This is a genomic window from Morganella sp. GD04133 (genome assembly GCF_029835375.1).
In the GTDB taxonomy this organism is placed as follows: domain Bacteria; phylum Pseudomonadota; class Gammaproteobacteria; order Enterobacterales; family Enterobacteriaceae; genus Morganella; species Morganella morganii_B.
In genome coordinates this window covers 32,925-56,144 of record NZ_JAODZS010000032.1, presented here as the reverse complement: position 1 = coordinate 56,144, position 23,220 = coordinate 32,925, and the positions used below count along the sequence as shown (strand labels likewise).

22 protein-coding genes are annotated in these 23,220 nt (G+C 49.5%); 10 read left to right on the top strand and 12 right to left on the bottom strand.

Annotated elements, in window-relative coordinates; translation table 11 throughout:
* Window positions 1–54 precede the first annotated feature (54 nt).
* On the bottom strand, window positions 55–282 hold the full coding sequence (locus N7387_RS15810; protein WP_279800219.1) for a DNA polymerase III subunit theta: 228 nt from the start codon (window positions 280–282) through the stop codon (window positions 55–57).
* A 408-nt stretch (window positions 283–690) separates the two neighbouring features.
* On the opposite strand from N7387_RS15810, the gene N7387_RS15805 reads away from it, so the two are divergent.
* Together N7387_RS15805 and N7387_RS15800 are read left to right on the top strand one after the other, a co-directional pair.
* On the top strand, window positions 691–1,248 hold the full coding sequence (locus N7387_RS15805; protein ID WP_279800217.1) for a type IV secretion protein Rhs: 558 nt from the start codon (window positions 691–693) through the stop codon (window positions 1,246–1,248).
* Window positions 1,249–1,255: 7 nt separating this feature from the next.
* Window positions 1,256–1,678: a putative T6SS immunity periplasmic lipoprotein gene (locus N7387_RS15800; RefSeq protein WP_347815238.1), complete on the top strand. Its 423-nt coding sequence runs from the start codon at window positions 1,256–1,258 to the stop codon at window positions 1,676–1,678.
* Window positions 1,679–1,745: 67 nt separating this feature from the next.
* Here N7387_RS15800 and N7387_RS15795 read toward each other — a convergent pair whose 3' ends face one another.
* Genes N7387_RS15795 through N7387_RS15775 form a run of 5 tightly spaced genes read right to left on the bottom strand, consistent with a single transcriptional unit; the run spans window position 1,746 to window position 5,744 of the window.
* Window positions 1,746–2,516 (bottom strand): class I SAM-dependent methyltransferase, encoded by a 771-nt coding sequence (locus tag N7387_RS15795; protein WP_279800213.1) that lies wholly within the window; start codon window positions 2,514–2,516, stop codon window positions 1,746–1,748.
* Between the two features lie 3 nt (window positions 2,517–2,519).
* Window positions 2,520–2,867 carry a cupin domain-containing protein gene (locus N7387_RS15790; protein ID WP_004237520.1) on the bottom strand — a complete coding sequence of 116 codons (348 nt, stop codon included), beginning with the start codon at window positions 2,865–2,867 and terminating at the stop codon, window positions 2,520–2,522.
* A 38-nt stretch (window positions 2,868–2,905) separates the two neighbouring features.
* The gene (locus N7387_RS15785) at window positions 2,906–3,646 is read right to left on the bottom strand and encodes an ABC transporter ATP-binding protein (RefSeq protein WP_279800210.1); all 741 of its coding nucleotides are present in this window, start codon (window positions 3,644–3,646) and stop codon (window positions 2,906–2,908) included.
* Entirely contained in the window at window positions 3,643–4,662 is a 1,020-nt protein-coding gene (locus tag N7387_RS15780) for an iron ABC transporter permease (RefSeq protein WP_279800208.1), read from the bottom strand. The genes N7387_RS15785 and N7387_RS15780 overlap by 4 nt, the downstream gene beginning before the upstream one ends.
* Window positions 4,662–5,744 carry an ABC transporter substrate-binding protein gene (locus N7387_RS15775; protein ID WP_279800206.1) on the bottom strand — a complete coding sequence of 361 codons (1,083 nt, stop codon included), beginning with the start codon at window positions 5,742–5,744 and terminating at the stop codon, window positions 4,662–4,664. Before N7387_RS15775 ends, N7387_RS15780 begins: the two co-directional genes overlap by 1 nt.
* Before the next feature lie 96 nt (window positions 5,745–5,840).
* On the opposite strand from N7387_RS15775, the gene N7387_RS15770 reads away from it, so the two are divergent.
* Window positions 5,841–6,557 carry a Crp/Fnr family transcriptional regulator gene (locus tag N7387_RS15770; RefSeq protein ID WP_279800205.1) on the top strand — a complete coding sequence of 239 codons (717 nt, stop codon included), beginning with the start codon at window positions 5,841–5,843 and terminating at the stop codon, window positions 6,555–6,557.
* A gap of 47 nt (window positions 6,558–6,604) precedes the next feature.
* On the opposite strand, the gene N7387_RS15765 is transcribed toward N7387_RS15770, so the two are convergent.
* Window positions 6,605–8,644: a TonB-dependent receptor gene (locus tag N7387_RS15765; protein ID WP_279800203.1), complete on the bottom strand. Its 2,040-nt coding sequence runs from the start codon at window positions 8,642–8,644 to the stop codon at window positions 6,605–6,607.
* Window positions 8,645–9,065: 421 nt separating this feature from the next.
* Here N7387_RS15765 and N7387_RS15760 point away from each other — a divergent pair, with 421 nt between their 5' ends.
* Window positions 9,066–11,600, top strand: coding sequence for a hypothetical protein (locus N7387_RS15760; RefSeq protein WP_279800201.1), 2,535 nt, complete (start codon window positions 9,066–9,068; stop codon window positions 11,598–11,600).
* Window positions 11,601–11,645: 45 nt separating this feature from the next.
* Here the strand turns inward: N7387_RS15760 and norR are convergent, their stop codons facing one another.
* On the bottom strand, window positions 11,646–13,169 hold the full coding sequence (gene norR, locus N7387_RS15755) for a nitric oxide reductase transcriptional regulator NorR (RefSeq protein ID WP_279800199.1): 1,524 nt from the start codon (window positions 13,167–13,169) through the stop codon (window positions 11,646–11,648).
* Window positions 13,170–13,348: 179 nt separating this feature from the next.
* On the opposite strand from norR, the gene norV reads away from it, so the two are divergent.
* Genes norV through ytfE form a run of 3 tightly spaced genes read left to right on the top strand, consistent with a single transcriptional unit; the run spans window position 13,349 to window position 16,684 of the window.
* Complete coding sequence (norV, locus tag N7387_RS15750) at window positions 13,349–14,851, top strand: anaerobic nitric oxide reductase flavorubredoxin (protein ID WP_279800197.1); 1,503 nt, start codon at window positions 13,349–13,351, stop codon at window positions 14,849–14,851.
* Window positions 14,848–15,984 carry an NADH:flavorubredoxin reductase NorW gene (norW, locus tag N7387_RS15745; protein WP_279800196.1) on the top strand — a complete coding sequence of 379 codons (1,137 nt, stop codon included), beginning with the start codon at window positions 14,848–14,850 and terminating at the stop codon, window positions 15,982–15,984. The genes norV and norW overlap by 4 nt, the downstream gene beginning before the upstream one ends.
* A gap of 37 nt (window positions 15,985–16,021) precedes the next feature.
* Window positions 16,022–16,684 carry an iron-sulfur cluster repair protein YtfE gene (gene ytfE / locus N7387_RS15740; RefSeq protein WP_262859207.1) on the top strand — a complete coding sequence of 221 codons (663 nt, stop codon included), beginning with the start codon at window positions 16,022–16,024 and terminating at the stop codon, window positions 16,682–16,684.
* Between the two features lies 1 nt (window position 16,685).
* Here the strand turns inward: ytfE and N7387_RS15735 are convergent, their stop codons facing one another.
* The 3 genes from N7387_RS15735 to N7387_RS15725 all read right to left on the bottom strand — a co-directional run bounded on the left by N7387_RS15735 (window position 16,686) and on the right by N7387_RS15725 (window position 19,131).
* A complete protein-coding gene (locus N7387_RS15735; RefSeq protein WP_279800195.1) occupies window positions 16,686–16,955 on the bottom strand; it encodes a hypothetical protein in 270 nt (89 codons plus the stop codon).
* A 281-nt stretch (window positions 16,956–17,236) separates the two neighbouring features.
* The gene (locus tag N7387_RS15730) at window positions 17,237–17,557 is read right to left on the bottom strand and encodes a hypothetical protein (RefSeq protein WP_279800193.1); all 321 of its coding nucleotides are present in this window, start codon (window positions 17,555–17,557) and stop codon (window positions 17,237–17,239) included.
* A gap of 572 nt (window positions 17,558–18,129) precedes the next feature.
* On the bottom strand, window positions 18,130–19,131 hold the full coding sequence (locus tag N7387_RS15725; RefSeq protein ID WP_262859204.1) for a 2-hydroxyacid dehydrogenase: 1,002 nt from the start codon (window positions 19,129–19,131) through the stop codon (window positions 18,130–18,132).
* 156 nt (window positions 19,132–19,287) lie between these two features.
* Between N7387_RS15725 and N7387_RS15720 the strand changes: the two genes are divergently transcribed.
* From N7387_RS15720 to N7387_RS15710, 3 genes are read left to right on the top strand one after another with little or no spacing between them, the layout of a single operon-like run.
* The gene (locus N7387_RS15720) at window positions 19,288–21,897 is read left to right on the top strand and encodes a YdbH family protein (protein ID WP_279800188.1); all 2,610 of its coding nucleotides are present in this window, start codon (window positions 19,288–19,290) and stop codon (window positions 21,895–21,897) included.
* A gap of 17 nt (window positions 21,898–21,914) precedes the next feature.
* A complete protein-coding gene (locus tag N7387_RS15715) occupies window positions 21,915–22,106 on the top strand; it encodes a YnbE family lipoprotein (protein ID WP_004237534.1) in 192 nt (63 codons plus the stop codon).
* Between the two features lie 8 nt (window positions 22,107–22,114).
* Window positions 22,115–22,450 carry a YdbL family protein gene (locus N7387_RS15710; protein WP_279800185.1) on the top strand — a complete coding sequence of 112 codons (336 nt, stop codon included), beginning with the start codon at window positions 22,115–22,117 and terminating at the stop codon, window positions 22,448–22,450.
* Between the two features lie 87 nt (window positions 22,451–22,537).
* On the opposite strand, the gene N7387_RS15705 is transcribed toward N7387_RS15710, so the two are convergent.
* The gene (locus tag N7387_RS15705; RefSeq protein ID WP_262859202.1) at window positions 22,538–23,143 is read right to left on the bottom strand and encodes an FMN-dependent NADH-azoreductase; all 606 of its coding nucleotides are present in this window, start codon (window positions 23,141–23,143) and stop codon (window positions 22,538–22,540) included.
* Window positions 23,144–23,220 lie beyond the last annotated feature (77 nt).

Below are 23,220 nucleotides of genomic sequence, written 5' to 3'. Positions count from 1 at the left end.
GTTGCAGACGCTGGACGTATCCACCGCCCCGGATATCAACTGGCCGGTTAAGCCTCAGTCTTCCTTCTGATACTCAAACCCACGCGGAAACCTTTTCCCGATCTCCCTGTAGTGCTCAAGTCTCTCTCTGAAGTACGGGCGTAAATGCTCGGGCTGCTGGTTTTCTGTTTCGTACAGATCATACGGCAGTCCGAGTCTTTCTTTGTACGCGATACCGGATGCAGCTAAATCGACGTTAACTTTATCCATTTCATCTTTGGGTAGGTTGGCGAGATTGTGCATGGTGGTTTCTGAGTGATGGGTGATGATGGGAGTATAGCAGGGGAATTTTGGTGCCGGGGCATGGATGGGGCAAAAAATTACCGCAAATCAACTCAAAATGCATGCACATCAGAATTGGGTTTGCGGTAAGGCTTTGTTGTTCTATATACTATTAACGTACATTAACGCACTTTAGTTTACTGCTACCTCATATTCTGAATAAGCCCGAGGGCGGGTTTTAAGTTATACGTCAGCAATGATACTGTTCCGGATGAATATAGCGTAATCCGGAACGGTATAACCCGTAATCCGGTGGGTTATTATTCTTAATAAACAGGCTGTCATCGGCACAGCAGAATAAATTATGGAGTTAATGCGTAATCCGGGCTATATGTGAGGGGTGTCCGGTAATATATAAAGGGAGTTTGCATGGGTATTATTACGCAGGAAAATAAAAAGAAAGAAATAAAAGAGCCGATGCTGAGGCAAATAACGCTCGGTGAAATGGCAATGGCTAAAACCATATTTGGTAATTCAATGTCCTATAATGTCTGGGTTCATTGTGATAGTTATCTGCCATTCGGCATGCAGTCAGACAATGTAGCCATGGCGCCGAATGGGGATATTTACTTTAGAGCAGCGTTGTATAAGCATGATTTTTCAGAGGAACGAATTGAATTCAAACACCTTTTTATGCATGAGCTTACTCATGTCTGGCAGCATCAGAACGGGATGTGGGTCAGAACAAGAGGGTTATTTAGTAATTTTGCCGATTATAGTTATTCACTTAATACCAAAAGTAAGTTAAGTGATTTTGGCATGGAAGCACAAGCCAATGTGGTTGCTGACTATTTTGTTTTAAAAACATTTGGAGTCAGAGAGTTTATCAATGGCATCCAGGCAAACTATATTGGATTTAACGGGAAGGTAAATCCAGATACCATCATGGATTTATATCGTTCAGCTCTGCCGAAAACTATTTTGTAGGATTGATATGCACAAACTTATAATTGTTCCTCTGGTATTTCTGTTGGGCGGATGCTGGCATGCGAATGACCCAAGACCATTAATAGTCAACGGTGACGTCAGTATGAGTGCTGGTAAGTTATGTGTTAAAACCTCAAATGCATTTGATGATGAATACATTACATACATCAATGTTTTTGATTTTAAAGCACAAAAAACCATCGCAGATATGGATTATAGTGACAGTCCTGTTAAATTAGATGAAAATAAGTGCCTGCCTGCACCTGATATTCAGTATCAGGATAATGGAAAATATGCGTATACGGCCTCAACAGTTTTACAGAAAAAGCAGGCAAAAAAAATCAATCCTCACCGGCGTTCGATTGGAGTTACATTTTTCATTAAAGATATCGACGGTGAAAAACAAGCGATTGATGTTTTAAACAGATAATTTCTGCAAAACCACCGGACTTAACAAATCCGGTGGTTTTCACCTTTACGACATAACTCACTGCTTATTATTTTGTACTGACAACGGCAATATAGCGCAGGCGATCACGGTTCTGCCGGAAATGGCGGAACATCTGTAAAAACTGCGGGCGATTCTCTTTTTTCAGGGCGTTGCGGATAATCTTCAGCGTGCCGGAGAGTCCTTCATCGTGCAGCATGCCTTTTGGTGTCATCAGTGTCATCGCACCCTCCGAACGGATCACATCACGGAAACCTGCGTCACGGAACAGTGCCAGCCAGTCATCACTCAGCATCGGTTGTGCTTTGACATGAATAGCGGCCTGCATTTCCTGTGTGACACACTCATTTTCACGCCGCGCTGTCAGCGCAATATCGTGGGTCAGCAGACGACCGCCGGGCTTCAGCACACGGAAATATTCCTGTAACAGGCGGGCTTTGGCTTTGTCCGCATACATGGTCAGCATGGCTTCATTGATCACCACATCAAAATGATTATCCGGGAACGGCAGTTTTGAGGCATCCGCTTCCTGCACGGTGATTAGGTGCGATAATCCGTTAGTGAGGATATTTTTCCGGGCATTGGCAAGTGCCTGTTTATCCATATCAATACCAGTAATATGGCACTGAAAACGCTGTGCGATTTCAATCGCGGTGGTGCCCATATTACAGGCAATCTCCAGCACCCGGCTGTCGGTCTGCAATCCGCTGTGTGATAACAGCCATTCTGTGGCGGTGCGGCCCCCCGGGCGCAGGCGTTTTTTACCCAGACGCGCCAGAAACTTGTGTCCGGCTTCATGACCGGTATGTGTGCTTTCCATTATTCAGTCCTGTTTGTTTTCCGGTTCACGTAACATCACCAGCAGCATTTTTGCCCGCTCCGGCGCGTCCACAGCATGAGGAATATTGGCCGGCATACGGACAATATCCCCGGGTTTTGCCGTCACCGGTTTTCCGGCAATGGTCAGGATCAGTGAACCTTCGGCAATCATTACAATGGCATCAAACGGGGCGCTGTGCTCAGAGAGCGCCTGGCCTTTATCAAAGGCAAACAGGGTGATATTGCCGCCGCCGTTTTTAGCGAGAACACGGCTGGAAATGCCTTGTTCGGTGTAGTTGACCAGGTCGGCAATCACTAATGCTTCTGCCGGGGTAATCGTGTTATTGCTCATAATAAATATCCTTATGGTTAATCAGGTAATAAATGGGTTCAGCGGAACAGCGGGATCACGCCGCAGGTCTGCCGGTGCGGGTGGTTAACCGGCACGACAGAAACCGGAAGCTGATACAGCTTTCCCAGATTCTCTTCCGTCAGCAGTGCGGATGTCTGACCAAACTGCGCCTGTGTGCCGTCAAACAGTAACAGTGAATAGTCCGCAATATGCAGGGCATGCTGCGGATAATGGCTGGTAAACAGGATGGTTTTGCCGCGTTCGGCGGCCAGCATTTTCAGAACAGAGAGAACTGTGTCCTGGTTAGCCAGATCCAGCGCGGAAGTGGGTTCATCCAGGATCAGAATGTCCGGTTCACCGGCCAGTGCGCGGGCAATCATCACCATTTGTTTTTCACCGCCGCTGAGCAGGTTAAATGCGGTGTCCGCAAACGGGGTTAATCCGAGGTCAGCCATTGCCTGTTCGGTGATGTCATGATCACGCCGCAACGGGGATGCATACCAGGGCAGATGGCGAACCCTGCCGAGGCTGACCATGGTGCGGACCGGGTAATTGAACAACGCACCGCTGAGTTGCGGCACATAGGCTGCCGGTGCACTGAGCCGCACAGTACCGGTTGCCCCTTTTTGCAGGCTGAGCAGCAGGCGCAGCAGCGTGGTTTTCCCTCGTCCGTTCGGGCCGAGAATGGCGGCGATAGTGCCCGGCGGCTGGCGGAATGTGAGTGCGTCAAATAACGGACGTTTACCGGTGTGGTAACTGAGCTGATTAACATGGATCACAGGTCTGCCACCTTTTTATTCATGGAGTGAATGAGCAGGGCGAAAATCGGTGCCCCGATCAGCGCGGTGATGACACTCAACGGGATCTCGGCACTGGTCATACTGCGCGCCAGGGTATCGACGGCGATCAGATAAATCGCGCCGGTCAGGGCACTGGCGGGCAGAAGGACGCGATGGTCATGTCCGCTGATCAGTCGTGCGATATGCGGAATAATCAGTCCGACCCAGCCGATGGTGCCGGAAACGGCCACGGTGGCGCTGGTGATCAGCGTGACGCAGACCAGGATAGTCCAGCGGGTTGTTGTGACCGGCAGTCCCAGCGCCTGAGCATTTTCTTCGCCGAGGGACAGCACATTGATACGGAAGCGCAGGGCAAAAATAATCCCGCCTGCAATGATGACAACCGGCAGTAACACGCTCACTTTCAGGTAGGTTGCGGTGGCAAAACTCCCCATCAGCCAGAACACGATGGTTTGCAGGGTATTGTTCGGATCCGCAAAATAGGTGATCAGCGAAATCAGGGCGGCAAAAAAAGCATTAATAATCACGCCTGCGAGGATCAGCATCAGAAGACTGCTGCCGTACCGGTTCAGTCCCAGCAAAAAGACCAGCACAATAGCCAGCAGACCACCGAGAAAAGCAAAACTGATAGTGATAAACAAAGAGGAGAAGAGCAGCAGTGCCAGTGCGCCGCCCAGCGCCGCGCCGGATGAAACACCGATAATCTGCGGTCCCACCAGCGGGTTACGGAAGATGCCCTGTAAGGCGGCACCGGCAACCGCCAGCCCGGCACCGGCCAGCCCGGCGATCAGAATGCGCGGCAGACGGACATACAACACCACATTTTCAGCGGTGCGGCTGTATTCCGCAGACGGGCTGCGTCCGATCAGGGTATCCGCCATGATTTGCAGAACCGTTGTTACAGATACCGCATAGCGCCCGGCACACAGCGCAAGCACGATGGTCAGTAATAACAGGGCGGATAACAGGCACCATTGCAGACGGGATTTTCGCATCACGGCCGCCCCATCAGTGTCAGATAATCACGGCCTTCCCGGTTCAGATCAAGCTGCAGAATACGGTCTGTTTCTGCCTCAGTGAGGGAATAGCCGTACAGTTGCAGATAGCGTTTGCGGATCTCCTCGCGCAGCGGAAATACCGCACTTTCCGGATGAAAAATCTGAGCCAGCCACTGCCAGTAAAGCGGTGTTTCCTGATTTGGCGCATCCCAGATAAAGCCGCCGATCGGCAGTTTATAGACCCGTTTATTCTTTACCGCCGTCACATCACTGAGCATCGGGTTGTTATAAATATCCGCGGGTGCCAGCCCGGCCTCAAAATTACCCAGCAGGATAATGTCCGGATCCCACACCAGAATCTGTTCGATATTCAGGGTGCGCGGACCGGTCAGGTCACGGTTGAGGCTGACACCTCCGGCGAGTGCAAAATCCGCATTGTTATGAGAGGTGGATCCGAACGTCTGAATACTTTGTTTAAAATGGGAAAGATAAAGCACGCGCGGCTGTTGTGCTTCCGGAATGGCGGCAACACTGTTTTCCAGCTGGTTGATCACTTGTTTGCGCCAGGCAATCAGCCCGTCCGTTTTGGTTTCTTTACCGAGGGTTTTCCCCATCAGGGTTAACCACTCCTGTGTATAGGCTTCTTTGCCGTAATCCAGCGTGGCGACCGTCAGGCCGGCATTGCGCATCGGCGTGATAATGTCATCGCCCCGGTGTCCCCATTGCCAGACCAGATCCGGGTTAACCGAGAGCAGGGCTTCAATATTGGGTGCGAAATCATTTCCCACCACATCACTGCGTACAGAGAGGACATCCGGAAACATCACACTGAGCATGCCGTCACGGGCGGCGACACCGGCGAAGGGATGCATCCCGGCGAGCCGCTTGCTGTTCTCGTCAACGCTGACCAGCATGGAGGCGGCAGGAATCGGGATCACCACAATCCGCTGTGCAGGTGCGGCGAGTTCAATATGCTGCTGTGACATATCGGTGAAATGCACGGCACCTTTTGCGGCATAAGCTGCTGTTGTGCAGGTAAAAAACAGGACCGGCAATAATGTAAGTCTATTACTAATCATAAGGTTATTCGCCTTTTATTTTATGATTAAATTGATAATGCGATTGGTTATCATTTATAATTGTATTTATTCTGGCCGCACTGAGAGGAAAACCCTATGACATTTGTCAAAAAGACCCATGCCCCCGCACAGCAAATGGCGATCCTCCGGTCGTGTCCGTTATTTCAGGCGGCAGAGGATGATGATCTGGCGCGGGTACTGGCAGACAGCACACATCGTCAGTTTGCGGCGGGGGAATTGATAAGTCGTGAAGGGGAGACAGTAAAAGCCTGTCCGCTGATGATCAGCGGACAAATTGATGTTTTCCGTCATACCTGGTCGGGAGAGGAAAAAGTATTTGGTATGTTTACTGCCGGTGAGCTGGTGGCGATCGCCGCTGTCTTTATGCCGCATAACCGTTTCCCGATGAGCCTGCGGGCGAGAACAGACAGCAGTGCGCTGATGCTGGATAAACAGGCGATTTTACGACTGTGTCATGCCTGTCCGGCAATTATGGCGCAGTTACTGGCGCGGTTCAGTCTGAAGCTGTATGAGAATATCAACCATATCGACTGGCTGACCTCCAGTTCCGCAGAGCAGCGGCTGGCGGCTTATCTGCTGGATCTGAAACGGTGTCAGCAATCGGATTGTGTGGTGCTGCCGTTATCGCGCGGGCAGTTAGCCGCAAAACTGGGTGTCCGTTATGAAACCCTCAGCCGCCTGTTTTCCGGCTGGCGGCAGAAAGCGTTTATCGGGATTGATAAAGACGCGGTGCGGATCACCAATGAATCCTATCTGGCGGAACTGGCTATTCCGGCGCAGCGTCCGTTCTGAAGAAATAAAAAATCCCCGTCCGGCGGGGATTTTTTATTTCAGTAAGATCAGAAATTATAGGTGATTCCGCCGTTGACACTGAATCCCATCCCCGGGAACAGGGTGCTGTCTTTGTCGGTAACGGAGCGGTTCGCCACAGAGGTGGTCGCATAGTGCTCGTTGGTCAGGTTATCCATCGACATATAAAGCGACCAGTTCTCCGCAGGTTGATAAGTGCCCCTCAGCCCGAGAACGGCATAGTGTTTGCGCTTCTGAATATCGAGGTGGTTTTCGTGATCGACAGCCATATCGGTCGGTGCCCAGTGAATATTCGGGCCGAAACGCCAGTCGCCGATGCGGTACAGCACTTCCGCCGAGACGATATTGCGCGGGATCCCGGCGATATAATTGCCGTTATATTCGCCGCCCATAAAGCGGAAATCATTCCACGTCCAGGCCAGTTTGTATTCCACATCACCGGGACCCGCCGGAATGACGCCGTTAATGCCTGCTTCCAGCCCCTGATGGCGGGTTTTGGCGGCATAATTAAAGACACCGGTGATATTTCCCTCTGAATCATAAGTTGTGATGTATTCATCTTTGATAAAGCTGCGGTAGAGCGCCACATTCCATTTCAGCTGTTCGGTAATATCACCGTCACCGCCGATTTCAAACGTCACACCTTTCTGCGGCTCCAGTTTTGTCAGGCGACCGTCAGAGGAATTAATGATTTCATGGAAGGTTGCGGGCTCCTGACTGGCGCTGACGTTGGCAAACCAGCGCTGATTATCCGCCGGATGCCAGATCACCCCGGCTTTGGGTGTCCAGAAAGTCCAGCTCTGATCCAGTGAAACGGAACTGTTGCGCTTTTCTGTATTCCGCCGCGCATGTGTGGCTTTGAGATCCAGATTCAGGGTCAGATCCGGTGTCAGATGAATACCGGCACCGGCAGAGGCATAAATATTGTCTGCGTTGCCGTCAAACTTACCGATCGGTGTTTTGTCCATCTTTGTGCCGCGCCGGTTCTGCATCAGATCGGTTGCCAGACTCATATGATCCGCCGCCAGTGCCGCCCGCCAGGAGACCGGCTCGGTTTCCATCTGCCAGCCCAGCTGCATACCTTCACTGTGGCTCTGGCTGAAACGGTAATACGCCGGGGTGGTGAAATTATCATGAGTGCGGATATACCAGACACCGGCACTGATGCGCTGATTATCGATCTGCCAGTCGGAACGGTTGGCGGCACGGAACTGCTCCACATTGCGGTGCGGATCCCGCAGCCAGACCATCGGGTAAACCTCTGTCGGGTCACTATCGAGTACCGCTTCGGAAACCGGCCCGGCGACATCAAAGCGCAGATCGGTCCAGTTCAGGGAGGTGCGGTTTTCAAAATTATCCCCGGTATAGCCAAAGTTACCGCGTACCGTTTTGCGCTGTGATGAGGAATGTTTGCGGTAGCCGTCAAAATGGTCATAAGTGAAATTGATGCGTCCGTCGAAGCGTCCGTCATCTGATACACCGCCGAAGGCGGTCTGCAAACCTTCACGGCCGTAAGAGCCGTATTCATAACGCAGGCGTCCGCCTTCGTCACGGCCGGTATAGGAAATCAGATCCAGTTCGCCGCCCAGGCTGTTACTCTGCGGATTCAGGCTGTTGGTGCCGCGCCGGACACTGAGCATCCGTGCATCCCGCATTTCCAGGGTGCTGATATGGAAACTGCCGTCCGCATCGGTGACCGGTAGTCCGTCCTGCATCAGCAGAATACCGCGTGCCAGCGGGGCACTCTGTACGCCGGAGCCGCGGATATTCAGCCGTGGCTGATCAATACCGCCGAAGAAATTCTGCACTAGTACGCCGGGCTGATAATCCAGCGCATCATGCAGCGTCGCCAGCCGGGTATCTTTTTCAACCATAATCAGGTTGGTGCCGCCAGCGATATTTTCCAGTTTTTCTTTTTCCTGAGCGGCATCCGGCGCGAGGCGGCTTTGCTTTGCGGCAGTGACAATAAGGGTGTCCGGCGCGGGTTCCGCTGCCGCAGCGGAGACACCGGCAGTAAGTGAGAGCGCGAGGCAGTGTGTCAGCCTGCGGCGGGTGATTTTATTCTGCATTATCCCTGACCTCATAAATGTAATGGTTATCATTTTCATTTGAGGTCATAACATAGTGCAGAAAATGCGGCTTACCCTATGACATTTGTCAAAAAGTCCCGTCCGGGGATTATTTCAGCCCCGGACGTTTTGCCAGCCGGTGCACGGGATGTTCCAGCTTCCGCACTGTTGTCCGGTATTCCGCAGGTCTGTATCGCTCTTGCGATACCCACACCGCATAATGCTGCCGCTGAACATATATTTGAACCACTCTTTTAAGCCATTTTAAATGACGTTTAATTCTTTAAAAAATCATCTGATCTACCGATGTGGTTAACTTGCCGGCGAGATAATATCATCCTCATTATTTTTTAACGGCACCTCGCCTGTAAACTAATTTCACCCTGCGTCCTTAATATGTCTTTACACAGGAGTATTTGTTATGCCCTTTCACCTTGAGTCAGGATATTTTTCTGCTGCTGTCAGTAACAACCACATTAACCAGATAGCCAACTCTGATATTTACCCTTACGTGAGTGTATGGGAAAAAATTAAGGTTTTTTTCTGCCAGACCCATGAGTCTGACGCACTGGAATGCATACGAAAGATTTGTCACCCGACGGTCAGAACGACGAGAGAAGATGTGGCCGGCAGCTTTGAACAGCTCAGAAAGATCGCGTATCCGGGATATGAGGAAAACATCCGGTCCGGTCGGTACGCGGAAAACCACTTCTGTATTTTGGACGAAAACAGCCGGGAAATACTGTCGCTGACCCTTAATGATGCTGGCGGGTATATTGTGGAATGTGAGGGACATAAGATTATACATACCCTCACAACGCCCTCGCAACGGGCGAAAGAGTATGAGGTTGTCTGGTCAGACTGGATAAGGGAATCGCCGCCTGAAGAAGCTAAAGCCCGTAATGTCGTTGTACAGAAAATGCGGGACTGCCTGGAAGGTAAATCTGCATCACTGAGCTTTTCCTTCTCAGATTTTTCCTCATTACCGCCAATCCCGGAAGGTGTACTGTCATTAGAATTGAGAGATATGGAAAATATACAATCAATACCCGTTTTACCTGACAGTCTGAAAAAACTGAACATTAATTATTGCAAAAATCTCGATATTTCAACCTTCCCAAATGGAATAGAAGAACTGGATATAGTTGCAGTAAAAAAAATCTCATCTATACCTGATGGAGTCCGCAATCTCGCTATTGGAGTATGTGATTTTTCCTCATTACCGCCAATCCCGGCGGGGGTACTGTCATTAGGATTGAGTAATCTGAAAAATTTACAATCAATACCATTTTTACCAGACAGTCTGAAAAAACTGAACATTAATTTTTGCAAAAATCTCGATATTTCAGATCTCCCAAATGGAATAGAAGAATTGGAGATAAAATCAGTAAAAAAAATCTCATCTATACCTGATGGAGTTCGCAGTCTCACTATCAGAGACTGTGATTTTTTCTCATTACCTCCAATTCCGGAGGGTATGCTGTCATTACAATTGAGATATATAGAAAAGTTACAATCAATACCAATTTTACCTGACAGTCTGAAAAAACTGAACATTAATTTTTGCAAAAATCTCGATATTTCAGATCTCCCAAATGGAATAGAAGAATTGGAGATGAAATCAGTAAAAAAAATCTCATCTATACCTGATGGAATTCGCAATCTTGCTATTGGAGACTGTGATTTTTCCTCATTACCGCCAATCCCGGCGGGAGTACTGTCATTAGAATTGAGTAATCTGAAAAATTTACAATCAATTCCAGTTTTACCTGATAGTTTGAAAAAACTGAACATTAATTATTGCAAAAATCTCGATATTTCAGATCTCCCAAATGGAATAGAAGAACTTAATATAGGAGAAGTAAATAAAATTTCATCTATACCTGATGGAGTGTGTAATCTTAACATTTATGAATGTAATTATGAAGACGAAATAACCTCTGATTCTTTTACTAACCTAAAAGAACTTAGGATTGAGAAATGTGATAAAGTTAAAATTCATGAATTCCCATCTGGTCTTGAATTAATTAAAATTACTGGGGATAATTTCAGCCTTCCAAACTTACCCGATGGCTTATTGACGCTCTCACTACACTACACCGATAACAATAGTGTAACTAAAATACCGGCGCTGCCAGGTCAGTTAAACGAACTGGACATACATTTTACCCAAAAGGAGGGAGGAATTCCAACAAAGTTACCTGAAACTCTGTCAAAAATAACGATAACATCCCAGGTAAACAATCAGTGGGATATTTCACCAATAGATTTGCCACGAAATGTTAATATCGACACGGATAACATTTCTTTTAATCCGGGATGCTATAATCGACAGGACATAATGTTTAATGATATTTATACTGCGTCATCTATAAAATTTGAATCAGGAGATGTTTTGTATGGTCTGACAGAGATAAGACACCCCATAAAAAATATTATAGAAAAAATAAACAAATTTAATAGAAAAGATATCATCTTACAAAATACACTTACTGATGCAGTCCTGGATAAGAAGAATTATAAAAAATTCAATTCTGACGTTCGAATCAAAGCATTATTAAATGATAGTGTTCGTGGTATTGAGTTTAAAAAATTCCTTGATAATCATAAGCGTTATAATGTCACAAACGAACATTTTAGTGATTTTTTCGAGCACGATATTTTGATAAAAACAAGTAAAGCAGGGCTGGAATTTCAGACTAAAGTAAGAGAACGTAAAGTTATTTTTTGCGTTGATCGACTAATTGACTTTATTAATTCTATTGCCGATAAACGAGGTGATTATGGTAATGCGATCACTGCACATGAGCTCAGATGGGTTTACCGCCATCGTGACGACAATAAAATAAAAGAAAATGTGATATTTTCTTTAAAGGGGAAACTTGTTTCTCAGGAATACGTTTTTTCTCTGAAAGGTTGGGAACGATATCAGCCTAAAAGAGTTTTGTCACATTAAATGCGGCTTACCCTATGACATTTGTCAAAAAGTCCTGTCCGGGGATTATTTCAGCCCCAGGCGTTTTGCCAGCCGGTGCAGATTTCCGGCATCAATACCGAGACGGCGGGCCGCCGCAGCCCAGCTGCCGTCACTGCGGGTAAGGGCAGTGCGGATAAGCTCTGCCTGAAAGGTATCGGTGGCCGTGCGCAGATCCTGCCCGGCTTCTGCGGGGGCGGATTCAGGGCTGACAACCGGTTCAGGGATTTCTTCCGGTGAGAAGTGATGAGGCTGTAACAGCAGTTCTTCACTGTTGCCGGTGGCACGCGCCAGCACAATGGCGCGGTGTACTGCATGTTCCAGCTCCCGTACATTACCCGGCCAGTGATAGTGCAGCAGTGCCAGGCGTAACGCAGGACTTATCACCACCTGTGGTAAACCAAATGCCTGGCGGTAGCGTTCGCAGAAATAGCCGGTCAGCAGCAGGATATCATCGTGGCGTTCCCGCAGCGGCGGTACCTGTAGCGGGAAGATGCTGAGCCGGTGGAACAGGTCGGCCCGGAAGTGGCCTGCAGCAACTTCCGCCCGCAGATCCCGGTTGGTGGCAGCCAGCACGCGGACATTTACCCGCAGCGGCCTGTCATCCCCGATCCGCTGGATATCACCATACTGTAAGACCCGCAGCAGCTTGGCCTGTAACGCTGGAGATAATTCACCAATCTCATCCAGAAACAGGGTGCCGTTATCCGCCATTTCAAATTTTCCGCTGCGGTTGCTGATAGCCCCGGTAAATGCACCTTTGACATGCCCGAATAGTTCACTTTCCGCCACGGTTTCCGGCAGTGCCGCACAGTTAAGATACACCAGCGGGTGATCACGGCGGGCGGATAATTCGTGAATGGATTGCACCACCAGCTCTTTACCGGTGCCGGTTTCGCCGCTGACCAGCACATTCATATCCGCACCGGCCACAATGGCGATCTCTTTCTTTAACTGCATCATGCAGGGCGAAAGGCCGATAATATCGGTTTGCCCGCCGGATTGCCCTGCTGCCAGTCCGGCGGAGGCGCTGAATGCCAGTTGCTGGTTCTCGAGCTGGCCGATAAGCAGAGCATTATTGAGAGCCCCGGCGGTCAGAGCAGCAATCAGGCGTAATTCCTCATCACTGAATGTATCAAACTGATCCGGAGCAAGACTGTCGAGTGTCAGCGCGCCGATAAGGTTTTGCCCGGCAAACAGCGGCAGACCGGCGCAGGCGTGTACTTTCAGATGGATATGATCCGGGATCAGCCCGTCATAAGGATCAGGTAACTGACTGTCTGCGGGAAAACGGACGACATCCCCGGCGCGGGCGATGGCTTCCAGTCTGGGATGCGCATCCAGCCGGAAGCGGCGGCCGAGAACATCCGGCGACAGCCCGTCAATCGCCAGCGGAACAAACTGATGTGACTCATAGCGCAGCAGTGCAGCCGCATCACAATTAAGTACCCGGCGCAGCGTGGAGACCAGACGCTGAAAGCGATCCTGATGACCGATATCCCGCTGTAAGGCAATGGCAATGCCGGTAAGTACATCAACTGAAAATCCCATGTTGTCCTCCGCTGTCATTATGACAACACAATGTCATATTGACAGTTAATTGCATAGTCATTTTGACACTTACTTTTCCCGGTAAAATTTAAAAGTCTTATAAAACAATACAATAAAAGTTGGCACGCAAATTGATTATCTCTCTGTAACGAAGCATAAAAACAGAAGGTAACTATCAAATGGCTATTCATGTAAAAAATAATGTGCATTGGGTCGGACAGCGTGACTGGGAAGTCCGCGATTTCCACGGAACAGAATACAAAACCCTGCTCGGCAGCAGCTATAACAGCTATCTGATCCGCGAGGGGAAAAATGTCCTGATTGATACGGTTGATCACAAATTCAGCCGTGAGTTTGTGCAGCATTTACAGACACAAATCGACCTGAACGATATTGATTACATTGTCATTAACCATGCGGAAGAAGATCACGCCGGCGCATTAACCGAACTGATGGCGGCAATTCCGGATACGCCGATCTATTGTACTGAAAATGCCATTGATTCTATTAACGGCCATCACCATCACCCGGAATGGCATTTTAATGTGGTGAAAACCGGGGACACCCTGGATATCGGCAACGGCAAGCAACTGATTTTTGTCGAAACCCCGATGCTGCACTGGCCGGACAGTATGATGACCTATCTGACCGGAGATGCCATTCTGTTCAGTAATGATGCCTTTGGTCAGCACTATTGTGACGAGCGGCTGTTTAATGATGAAGTGGATCAGACGGAGCTGTTTGAGCAGTGCCAGCGCTACTATGCCAACATCCTGACACCGTTCAGCCGCCTGGTGACCCCGAAAATTAATGAGATCCTCGGGTTCGGGCTGCCGGTGGATATGATCGCGACCTCACACGGCGTGGTCTGGCGCGATAATCCGACCCAAATTGTGGAGTGGTATCTGAAATGGGCGGCGGATTATCAGGAAAATCGCATCACGATTTTCTACGATACCATGTCCAATAATACCCGCATGATGGCTGATGCAATCGCACAGGGGATTAATGAAGCGGACCCGGATGTGGCGGTGAAAATTTTTAACATCGCCCGCAGCGACAAAAATGACATCATTACCAGTGTGTTCCGTTCAAAAGGCGCGCTGGTGGGCTCATCCACCATGAATAATGTCATGATGCCGAAAATTGCCGGTATGTTGGAGGAATTAACCGGCCTGCGCTTCCGCAATAAAAAAGCAGCGGCTTTCGGCAGTTACGGCTGGAACGGCGGCGCGGTTGATCGTGTGCAGACCCGGCTGATGGATGCCGGTTTTGAAACCACGATGTCACTGAAAGCAAAATGGCGTCCTGATCTGAATACCCTTGAAGAGTGCCGTCAGTACGGGCGTGATCTGGCGCGTCAGTGGGCGACCGGGGTATTACCGGCGGTCAGCAGACCGGCAGTGCAGACACCAAATCCGGTTGCACCGCAACCGGCGGCAGCTGTAAATGAAACAGAAGACGCAATACAGTGTGACACTGTCACTAATGTATCGTCGCAGGATCTGGGATCGTGCATGCAGTGCAGCGTGTGCCAGTGGATTTATGACCCGGAAAAAGGTGAGCCGATGCAGGGCGTGGAGCCGGGTACACCGTGGTCCTGCGTGCCGGACAACTTTTTGTGCCCTGAGTGTTCTCTCGGCAAAGAGGTATTTGATGTCCTGGCGACGGAGGCCGTATGAGCGCAGGCATTGTAATTATCGGGGGAGGCTTTGCTGCCCGCCAGCTGGTGAAAAATATCCGCAAAGCTGATACACAGGTGCCGCTGACGGTGATTGCGGCAGACAGTATCGATGAATATAACAAACCGGATTTAAGCCATGTGATAAGCCTGAATCAGCGTGCCGCTGATCTTATCCGGCAGTCAGCACCGGAATTTGCACAGCAATATAATGTGGCGTTGTTCCCGCATACCCGGATCAGCAGCATTGATGCACAACAGCATCTTATCAGCAGTGGTCAGCAGCAATGGCGCTATGACAAGCTGGTATTGGCGACCGGCGCAACGCCGTGCCGCCCGCTGGTGCCGGGTAATGAAGTGATGGTGACACTCAACAGCCGTGAGGACTTTCAGCAGCACGAAACACCGCTGCGTAATGCACAGCGGGTACTGATCCTCGGCAGCGGCCTTATCGGCACAGAACTGGCTATGGATTTTTGCCGCGCCGGTAAAACTGTTACCCTGGCGGATATGGCCGCCAGTATTTTATCGTCACTGATGCCCGCAGAGCTCAGCAGCCGTCTGCGGCATAACCTGTCTGCCTCCGGGGTTCGGGTGCTGACCGGCACACAGTTGCAGTCACTGATAAAAACGAAAGACGGCATCGAAGCCCGCTTTGATCATGATTGTGTGACCCGGGCGGATGTGGTGATTGCCGCCACCGGCCTGAAACCGGATACTTCGCTGGCTGAGCTGGCCGGTCTGACTGTCCGGCGCGGTATTGTGACAGACAGTTCATTACAGACATCCGACCCGGATATTTATGCTCTCGGCGATTGCGCGGAAATTGACGGCAAAGTGATGCAGTATCTGCAGCCGATTATGCTCAGTGCGGTTTGTCTGGCGAAAAATCTGACCGGCGGAGAGGGAAAACTGACACTGCCGCCGATGCTTATCAGGGTAAAAACGCCGGATCTGCCGGTACAGCTTGCCGGGAATTTCCGTCATCCGGATTTGCAGTGGAGTATTGATATCAGCCACCGTGGCATGATCGCCAAAGGCCATGACAGCGCCGGAAACCTGCATGCGTTTGCGGTAACGGAAGACAAACTCAGTGATGCATTTACGCTGTTACGTCAGCTTCCGCAGCACTGATTATCACCGTTTACGACTGAATTCTGAGGTAACAAAAATGACATTACGTGAAAAAACCCTGGGTGAACTGGCACTGTCTGTAAATGGTGCATCGGCACTTTTCCGCCGTTATGACCTGGATTTCTGCTGCGGCGGAAAACGGACGCTGGCAACAGCGGCAGAGAAAAAATCCCTGAATATCGATGAAATTGAACAGGCATTACTCGCCCTGAAAGATGAGGCACCGGTGCAGGACTGGCGGAAAGCGCCGTTGGGCGACATTATCGCTTTTATTATTACCCGTTATCACGATCGCCACCGCGCACAGTTGCCGGAGCTGATTTTACAGGCAGAAAAAGTGGAGCGGGTACATGCTGCCAAAGCCAGTGTCCCGAAAGGGCTGGCCCGGCAGCTGACTGCACTGCATGAAGAACTGACCTCACATATGATGAAAGAGGAACAGGTGCTGTTTCCGATGATCTGCAACGGCATGGGGCCGCAGGCGGCAGGGCCGGTACAGGTGATGGAAGCAGAGCATGATGATGCGGGGGATATTGTGGAGGTTATTAAGTTTATCACCAACAATGTCACACCGCCGGAGGAAGCCTGCACAACCTGGCGGGTGCTGTATAACGGCATCAATACATTCATCGATGATTTGATGGAACACATCAGCCTGGAGAATAACTTACTGTTCCCGCGTGCCCTGGCCGGGGAATAGTTCAGTCGCTGAGATCATGACGGAACAGCGGGATATATTGCCCGCCTTGCTGTTCCGTCTGTTGCTTTTCTTCCTCATTCCAGCCGTAGTTAACAGCACGGCTGACGGCGCCGGAGTCCCGGAGGGTGACAATCAGTGAGGCCGCCGGGGTTGCCGTGTATGCAGCGAGTGCCCGGATAAGTATATTCAGTTCATCACGGGTGAACATGACCTGTGATTCAGGCGCAGTGGTTTGCAAGCGTTGTAACAGAATTACCAGGTGGTCATCCATTAATTTTGCCTCTTTTTTTTACCGGTATCATTAAAATCACTTAATTTAAAGGTAACGGTACCATATGACAGAAAAGAGAACTACCGGCTGAATCTGATAGTAACAATGGCGGATATGGAGATGGTTTTTTCTTTATCACAAATAAAAAAATCAAACACCCGGAGATGTTTGATTTAAGTGAGGTCTGTTATTTATTGTTTTTGAATTTACGGGATATATGTTGTTTTTAATGACCCCGTTATTTTGTTTTTATATTTGCTGTGTAGTATATCTTTACCAAATCAGCGATAGCTTACAGTAACAATATGTTTTTCTGAATCAGATGAAACAGGGGTGATGTTTACTTCACCAATATTATCCGGTATTAATGTGCCGTTAAGTTTATTACCTGCCTGAATAATGCCATTAAATTTGGTCGTATCACCGGCGCGGTAGCATTCGGTATTCACACTGTTACCGGATACCCGGTAAGTGCAGGGTGCTTCTGTCAGTGACCCGTAGAAATGAATGACACCGCCTTGCTGGCCCTGTAATGACTCACTGTGTGCGACAAAAGATAATGCAATACCTGCAATTAAAACTAAACGGTTTAACATAGACATATTTTTACTCTCTGTATTCGATATTAACCGGAAGTATCCCGTTTTAATATTATGGGAAAGCCTCCGCTAATAACATCACGAATGATAGTTTACGGTTAATGATAATATATGGTTGCTGCGTCTTACTTTATAGATGCAATGTTACATCAATATAATTAAACAGAGCCATAACAAAGAGAATGCCGTAACAAAACTGTGTCTGTTGTGTGTGTTCTCTTTATTTAGGCTTTGTTTATTAAGTATGAGTTATAATGCGGACATTAAAACAAAAAATAGGTTAATCAATATCAATATCTGTATCCTGTCCGCCCCGTTCGGGGCTTCTTTTATCCGGAATATATTTACTCTTAAATCTGACCAATATCGAAGAGAATATCAGCTGCCGTGATTATTGAGAAAATCTCATCAAAAAACTGAGGCGAATCTTAGCATCAAAAATTGAGATGAGCAAAATTGAGAATAAACTTAATGACACTGCCTAAGTTTATGTTTCTTGGTTTTTTTATAACCAAAATCCCGGAGAACAGGATAAAATCCCCGGGATTAAATTGTAATGTTCTGTGTAGTAGTCACTAATTTTGTAACACTGCGTTACAGGATGTTTCACCATTATAGAGGGCAGTGATGTTTTCCAGCGTGGTTTCGCTGATACTCAGCAGTGCTTCTTCTGTCAGAAACGCCTGATGACCAGTGAACAGTACGTTATGACAGGAGGAAAGGCGGCGGAACACATCATCCTGAATCACATCATTTGATTTATCCTCAAAAAATAAATCCCTTTCATTTTCATATACATCCATACCAAGCGCGCCAATTTTTTGTTGTTTGAGGGCATTAATCGCGGCAACGGAATCAATCAGTGCTCCGCGGCTGGTGTTGATTATCATCACACCGTCTTTCATTTTGGCGAATGCGGCTTCATTCAGCAGGTGGTGGTTTTCCGGTGTCAGCGGGCAGTGGAGAGAAATCACATCAGATTGTGCAAACAGGGTGTTCAGATCGACATACTCTGCACCCAGATCCAGTGCTGTCTGGTTAGGGTAAGGGTCAGAGACCAGCAGACGCATCCCGAATCCCTTTAATATCCGCAGTACGGCCAGCCCGATTTTGCCTGTCCCGACAACCCCAGCAGTGCGGTTATGCATATTAAAACCGGTCAGACCTTCGAGAGAAAAGTTAGCATCACGGGTGCGCTGATAAGCCCGGTGAATACGGCGGTTCAGGCTCAGCATCATGCCGACAGCATGCTCTGCCACGGCTTCCGGTGAATAGGCCGGAACACGGACAACCTGAATACCCAGTTCTTTTGCAGCGGCTAAATCCACGTTATTAAAACCTGCACAGCGCAGTGCGAGGATTCTGATATTGAGATCCGCCAGTTCCTGTAATACTTCCCGGTTCGCATCATCATTAACAAAGATACAGACAGCATCGGCACCCACTGCGTTTTTTGCGGTCTGTTGTGTCAGCGGGAAATCAAAATATTCGATATCATACTGAAAGCGCGGATCCTGATTAATCAAATCCATATGTTTGCTGTCGTAATGTTTGGTACTGTAACTGACGATTTTCATCGGGGTTCCTCCGCTAAAAAAATAAATCGCTACACTAAACCGGATAGCCCTGACAAAATAGGGCGGTCCTGTGTTCAGAAATGATTGAAATCTGCTGACTACAGTATAACGCTTAGTTGATGTATCTGTAACCGGGGAACTGCACCTCTGAGGTCTATGAAAAAATTACTGAAAGTGCTGGTGGTACTGCTTGTTCTGCTGATGATTATCCTCCCGGCGGCCTGGCTGACAATGCCGCGCTGGCTGCCTGCCGTGGTGAAATCCTCTCTGCCTGATGGCGTTACATTGTCACTTTCTCAGCCGAAAATTCGTGCCGGTGGTCTCTATATAGAAGAAGTGTCTCTCCGCAGTAATGCCTGCCTGCTGGCAGGCGGGGAAAAGTTATCACTTCACTATCAGCGCGGCGGTCACTGGGTTATTGATGCCGGTTCACTGATCGGTGATGCGGATTGCTTTCAGAAATTACCTTCCGGCTCTGAAGATACAGACAGTACACCGGTTGATATCGGCGCGCTGTTATCGCAGCTGCCGCCGGTGACGCTGACCGCTGATACTGTTATCCCCGTGCCCTGGCAGAGGTATCAGGGAAAACTGAGCCTGACAACCGCACCCGGCCGGGGACAGCATCTGAGTTATCAGGGAGAGAATATTCAGGCGGAACTGGCGGTTGATCCGGCGCTGAACCTGACCTTGTCACAACTGGATGCCACTATCGGTGATGAAAAATTTGCCCTCAGCGGCGCACTGACTCTGCCGCTGAATACGGCGGCGCTGCCCGGAAAAGGCGGTTTACAGGCGGAAATTACAACCACATACCGACCACAGCCGCTGAGAGTGACCTTTGACTGGCAGGGACGGCAGGGTGTGCTGGCTCTGAGCGAAACCGATCCGCAGACTGTGCTGCTGAATATTCCCTGGGAAGCCACGGCGGAAAGCATTCTGATTAAAAACGGGGAATGGCGCTGGGATGAGTGGGAGCAGCCACTGAAGGGAACGATCAGCGCAGAACTGAAAAACTGGCTCGCCTCACCGGCGGATATGCTTGTGGGTGCCCGGATCTCCGTGACCACGCAGGGTGTGCGCGGTAAAGGTACAGTGGTATTGCAGTTACCGGAAACACCGCTGCCGCTGACTGAATTTGATATTCCTTTTGAGCTGGCCGGGCAGGTCAATCACAATGATATGTGGGCAGCCGGACGGGTACCGGCGGTGCTGACCGGCACATTTGCTGACCCGCTGATCCGGTTACGCTCCGGGGCGCTGGTGCGGGCACGCGGGAAGCTCAGTCCGGATTTTCTGGTGGAAGAACTGCGTCTGCCGCTGGCGGGAACGTCGTTGTCACAGCAGGGAATTTCCGGGCCGCTGGATGCCATTGTGACGGTGAATAATCCGGAGCTGGGGCGTTACCGCTTTCAGATGAAAGGCCAGGCGCGGGAATTTCTGCCGGATAACGGACGCTGGTACTGGCAAATCTGGGGAAAAGGCCGGATGAAGCCGCTGAATGCGGACTGGACATTCTCCGGCGCCGGTTCCTGGCTGGATGAGGAAATCCGCATCCGCAAACTGAATACCGGATTCAATGGTATCCGCTACGGCGTCATGTCAATGGATGCCCCGGCGCTGACACTGCTGTCTCCGCTGATCTGGACCCGGACCGGCGGACAGGAGAAACTGTCCGGTAAAGTGCAGCTGACCACCCGTAAAATCCGGCTGGATAACAGTTATCTGCCGTCCGCTACCTTTGATATGACGTTGGATGGCCGTGATCCGCGTGATTTTTCTGTTAAAGGCAAACTGTCAGCCGGAAAAAATATCGGACCGATACATTACTGGAGCCGCTGGGACGGCGTTCGTCTGCGTGGTGAGGCGCGCTGGCCGGAGCAGGATATGCGGGCATTTCAGACGCTGATCCCGGCCGATCTGGGGATCACACTGCGCAATGGTGTTTTCTATGCCCAGGCAGCGTATTCCGCCGCGCCGGGGCAGGGATTTGTGGCCGGCGGGCACTGGGTGGTCAAACAGGCGGGCATGAGGCTGAAAGACGGCGAAGTGGACGGTGTGGATTTTGTGCTGCCGTGGCGTCTTTCGGACAGCCGCTGGCAGCTCGGCAGTAAAACGCCGGTGATGCTGCGTATTGCGCGGGTTGAGAATCTGTTTGACGTGACGGATATTAAAGCCGATTTACAGGGCTATTATCCGTACGATGATGCCTATCCGCTGAAACTGTCCGGCGTCAGTCTGGATGTGCTGGGCGGGCAGGTGACTATGCCGTTGCTGACTATTCCGCAGAAAACCGCAGCGGTGATAAAGCTGGATAAGCTGAATACCGGCCCGCTGATCAATACGCTGAAGGTGACACAGTTTGCCCTTGAAGGCAGTATCAGCGGGGAATTGCCGTTTTATATTGATAATCCGCAGTGGATTGTGCATAACGGTTGGGTGGAAAACGACGAACCGCTGACCCTCAATCTGGATAATCAGTTTGTTGAATCGGTCAGTGAAAATAATATTTCAGCGGGTACGGCGATTAACTGGCTGGATTATCTGGTGATGAAGCGGGTGCGGACGGATGTCAATCTCACCAACTTGGGTGTCCTGACAATGTCATCGGTGATTTCCGGCTATAATCCGGTACTGGATGCACGGCGGACGGTAAACCTGAATTACCGGCATGAGGAAAATGTGTTTCAGTTATGGCGAAGTCTGCGTTTCGGCAGCAATCTGGAAGCCTGGCTGGAAAAGAGTATTTCACAGAATCAGGAGTAACCTCCGACGGAGTCAGAATGAAAAAATGGATAGCAGGTGCGGTATTACCGCTGATGATTATCGCGCTTAACGGGTGTCTGCGGGTGGAAGTCGCTACACCGGACAAACCCATTGATATCAATATGAATGTCAAAATTGAACATGAAATTAATGTCAAAATTGACCGTCAGGTCGAAGATTTGCTGAAAAATAACTCAGCGATATTTTGAGGTGAATAATGCGTAAATTCATTAACAGCGGGCTGGCTGCGCTGACATTACTGATCAGTACCTTCGCGTTTGCCCTGACCCTGGATGAAGCCAAACAGCAGGGGCTGGTGGGTGAAACCTTCAGTGGTTATATCGCAGCGGTGGATAAAGCATCGTCACGGCAGGATGTCAGCGGTCTGGTGAAAGAGATTAATACAGCACGGACGCAAAAATACAGCGAACTGGCACAAACCAACCGGATGAAAGCGGATGAAGTGGCTAAAATCGCCGGACAGAAACTGGTGACCCGCGCACCGCAGGGAGAATATGTGCTCGGTATCAACGGTAAATGGCTGAAGAAATAGCGCCGCAACAAAAAAAAGCGCCGGATTATCCGGCGCGGAACAAGGATGATTAATGATGATACTGCTTGTTTTTATGTTGTTATCCGGTTATGCGGAAAGCGCTTCAACGCACTGACGGGCATTCTGCTGTGCTTTTTCAGCAAAATCTTCACCCATCGAGACACCTTCGGCATAAATAAACTCAATATCACTGATCCCGATAAAACCCAGGAACTGCGTCATAAACGGCACAATCAGGTCAGACGTTTGATCGCGGTGGAAACCGCCGCGGGCGGTGAGGACAATCGCACGTTTGCCCGACACCAGCCCTTCGGCACCGTTTTCGGTATAGCGGAACGTTTTACCGGCAGCAGCAATGAAATCCAGATAGGTTTTCAGTTGTGTCGGTATCGTGAAGTTATACATTGGTGCGGTGAATACGATAACGTCGTGTGCAAAAAGCTCATCAATCAGTTCAGTCTGTAATGCATTTGCGGACTGCTGACGCTGTGTTAAGGTGCCGCCTGCCGGCGCGTGCATACCGGAAACAATTTCGTTATCCAGCACCGGTACCGGGTCTGCACTCAGATCGCGGACAGTGATCGCATCATCTGCATGATTTTTCCGCCATTGTCCGATAAAATAATCCGCCATTTTGTTGGTGTGTGAGTAGTCCGCAAGAATACTGGATTTCAGAACGAGAACTTTTTGCATAGTAAACCTTGTTATTGTGATTCAGCTTATTTATTACGTAATCAGTGTATGAAAGCCGCTGCATAAAGAACAGCAGA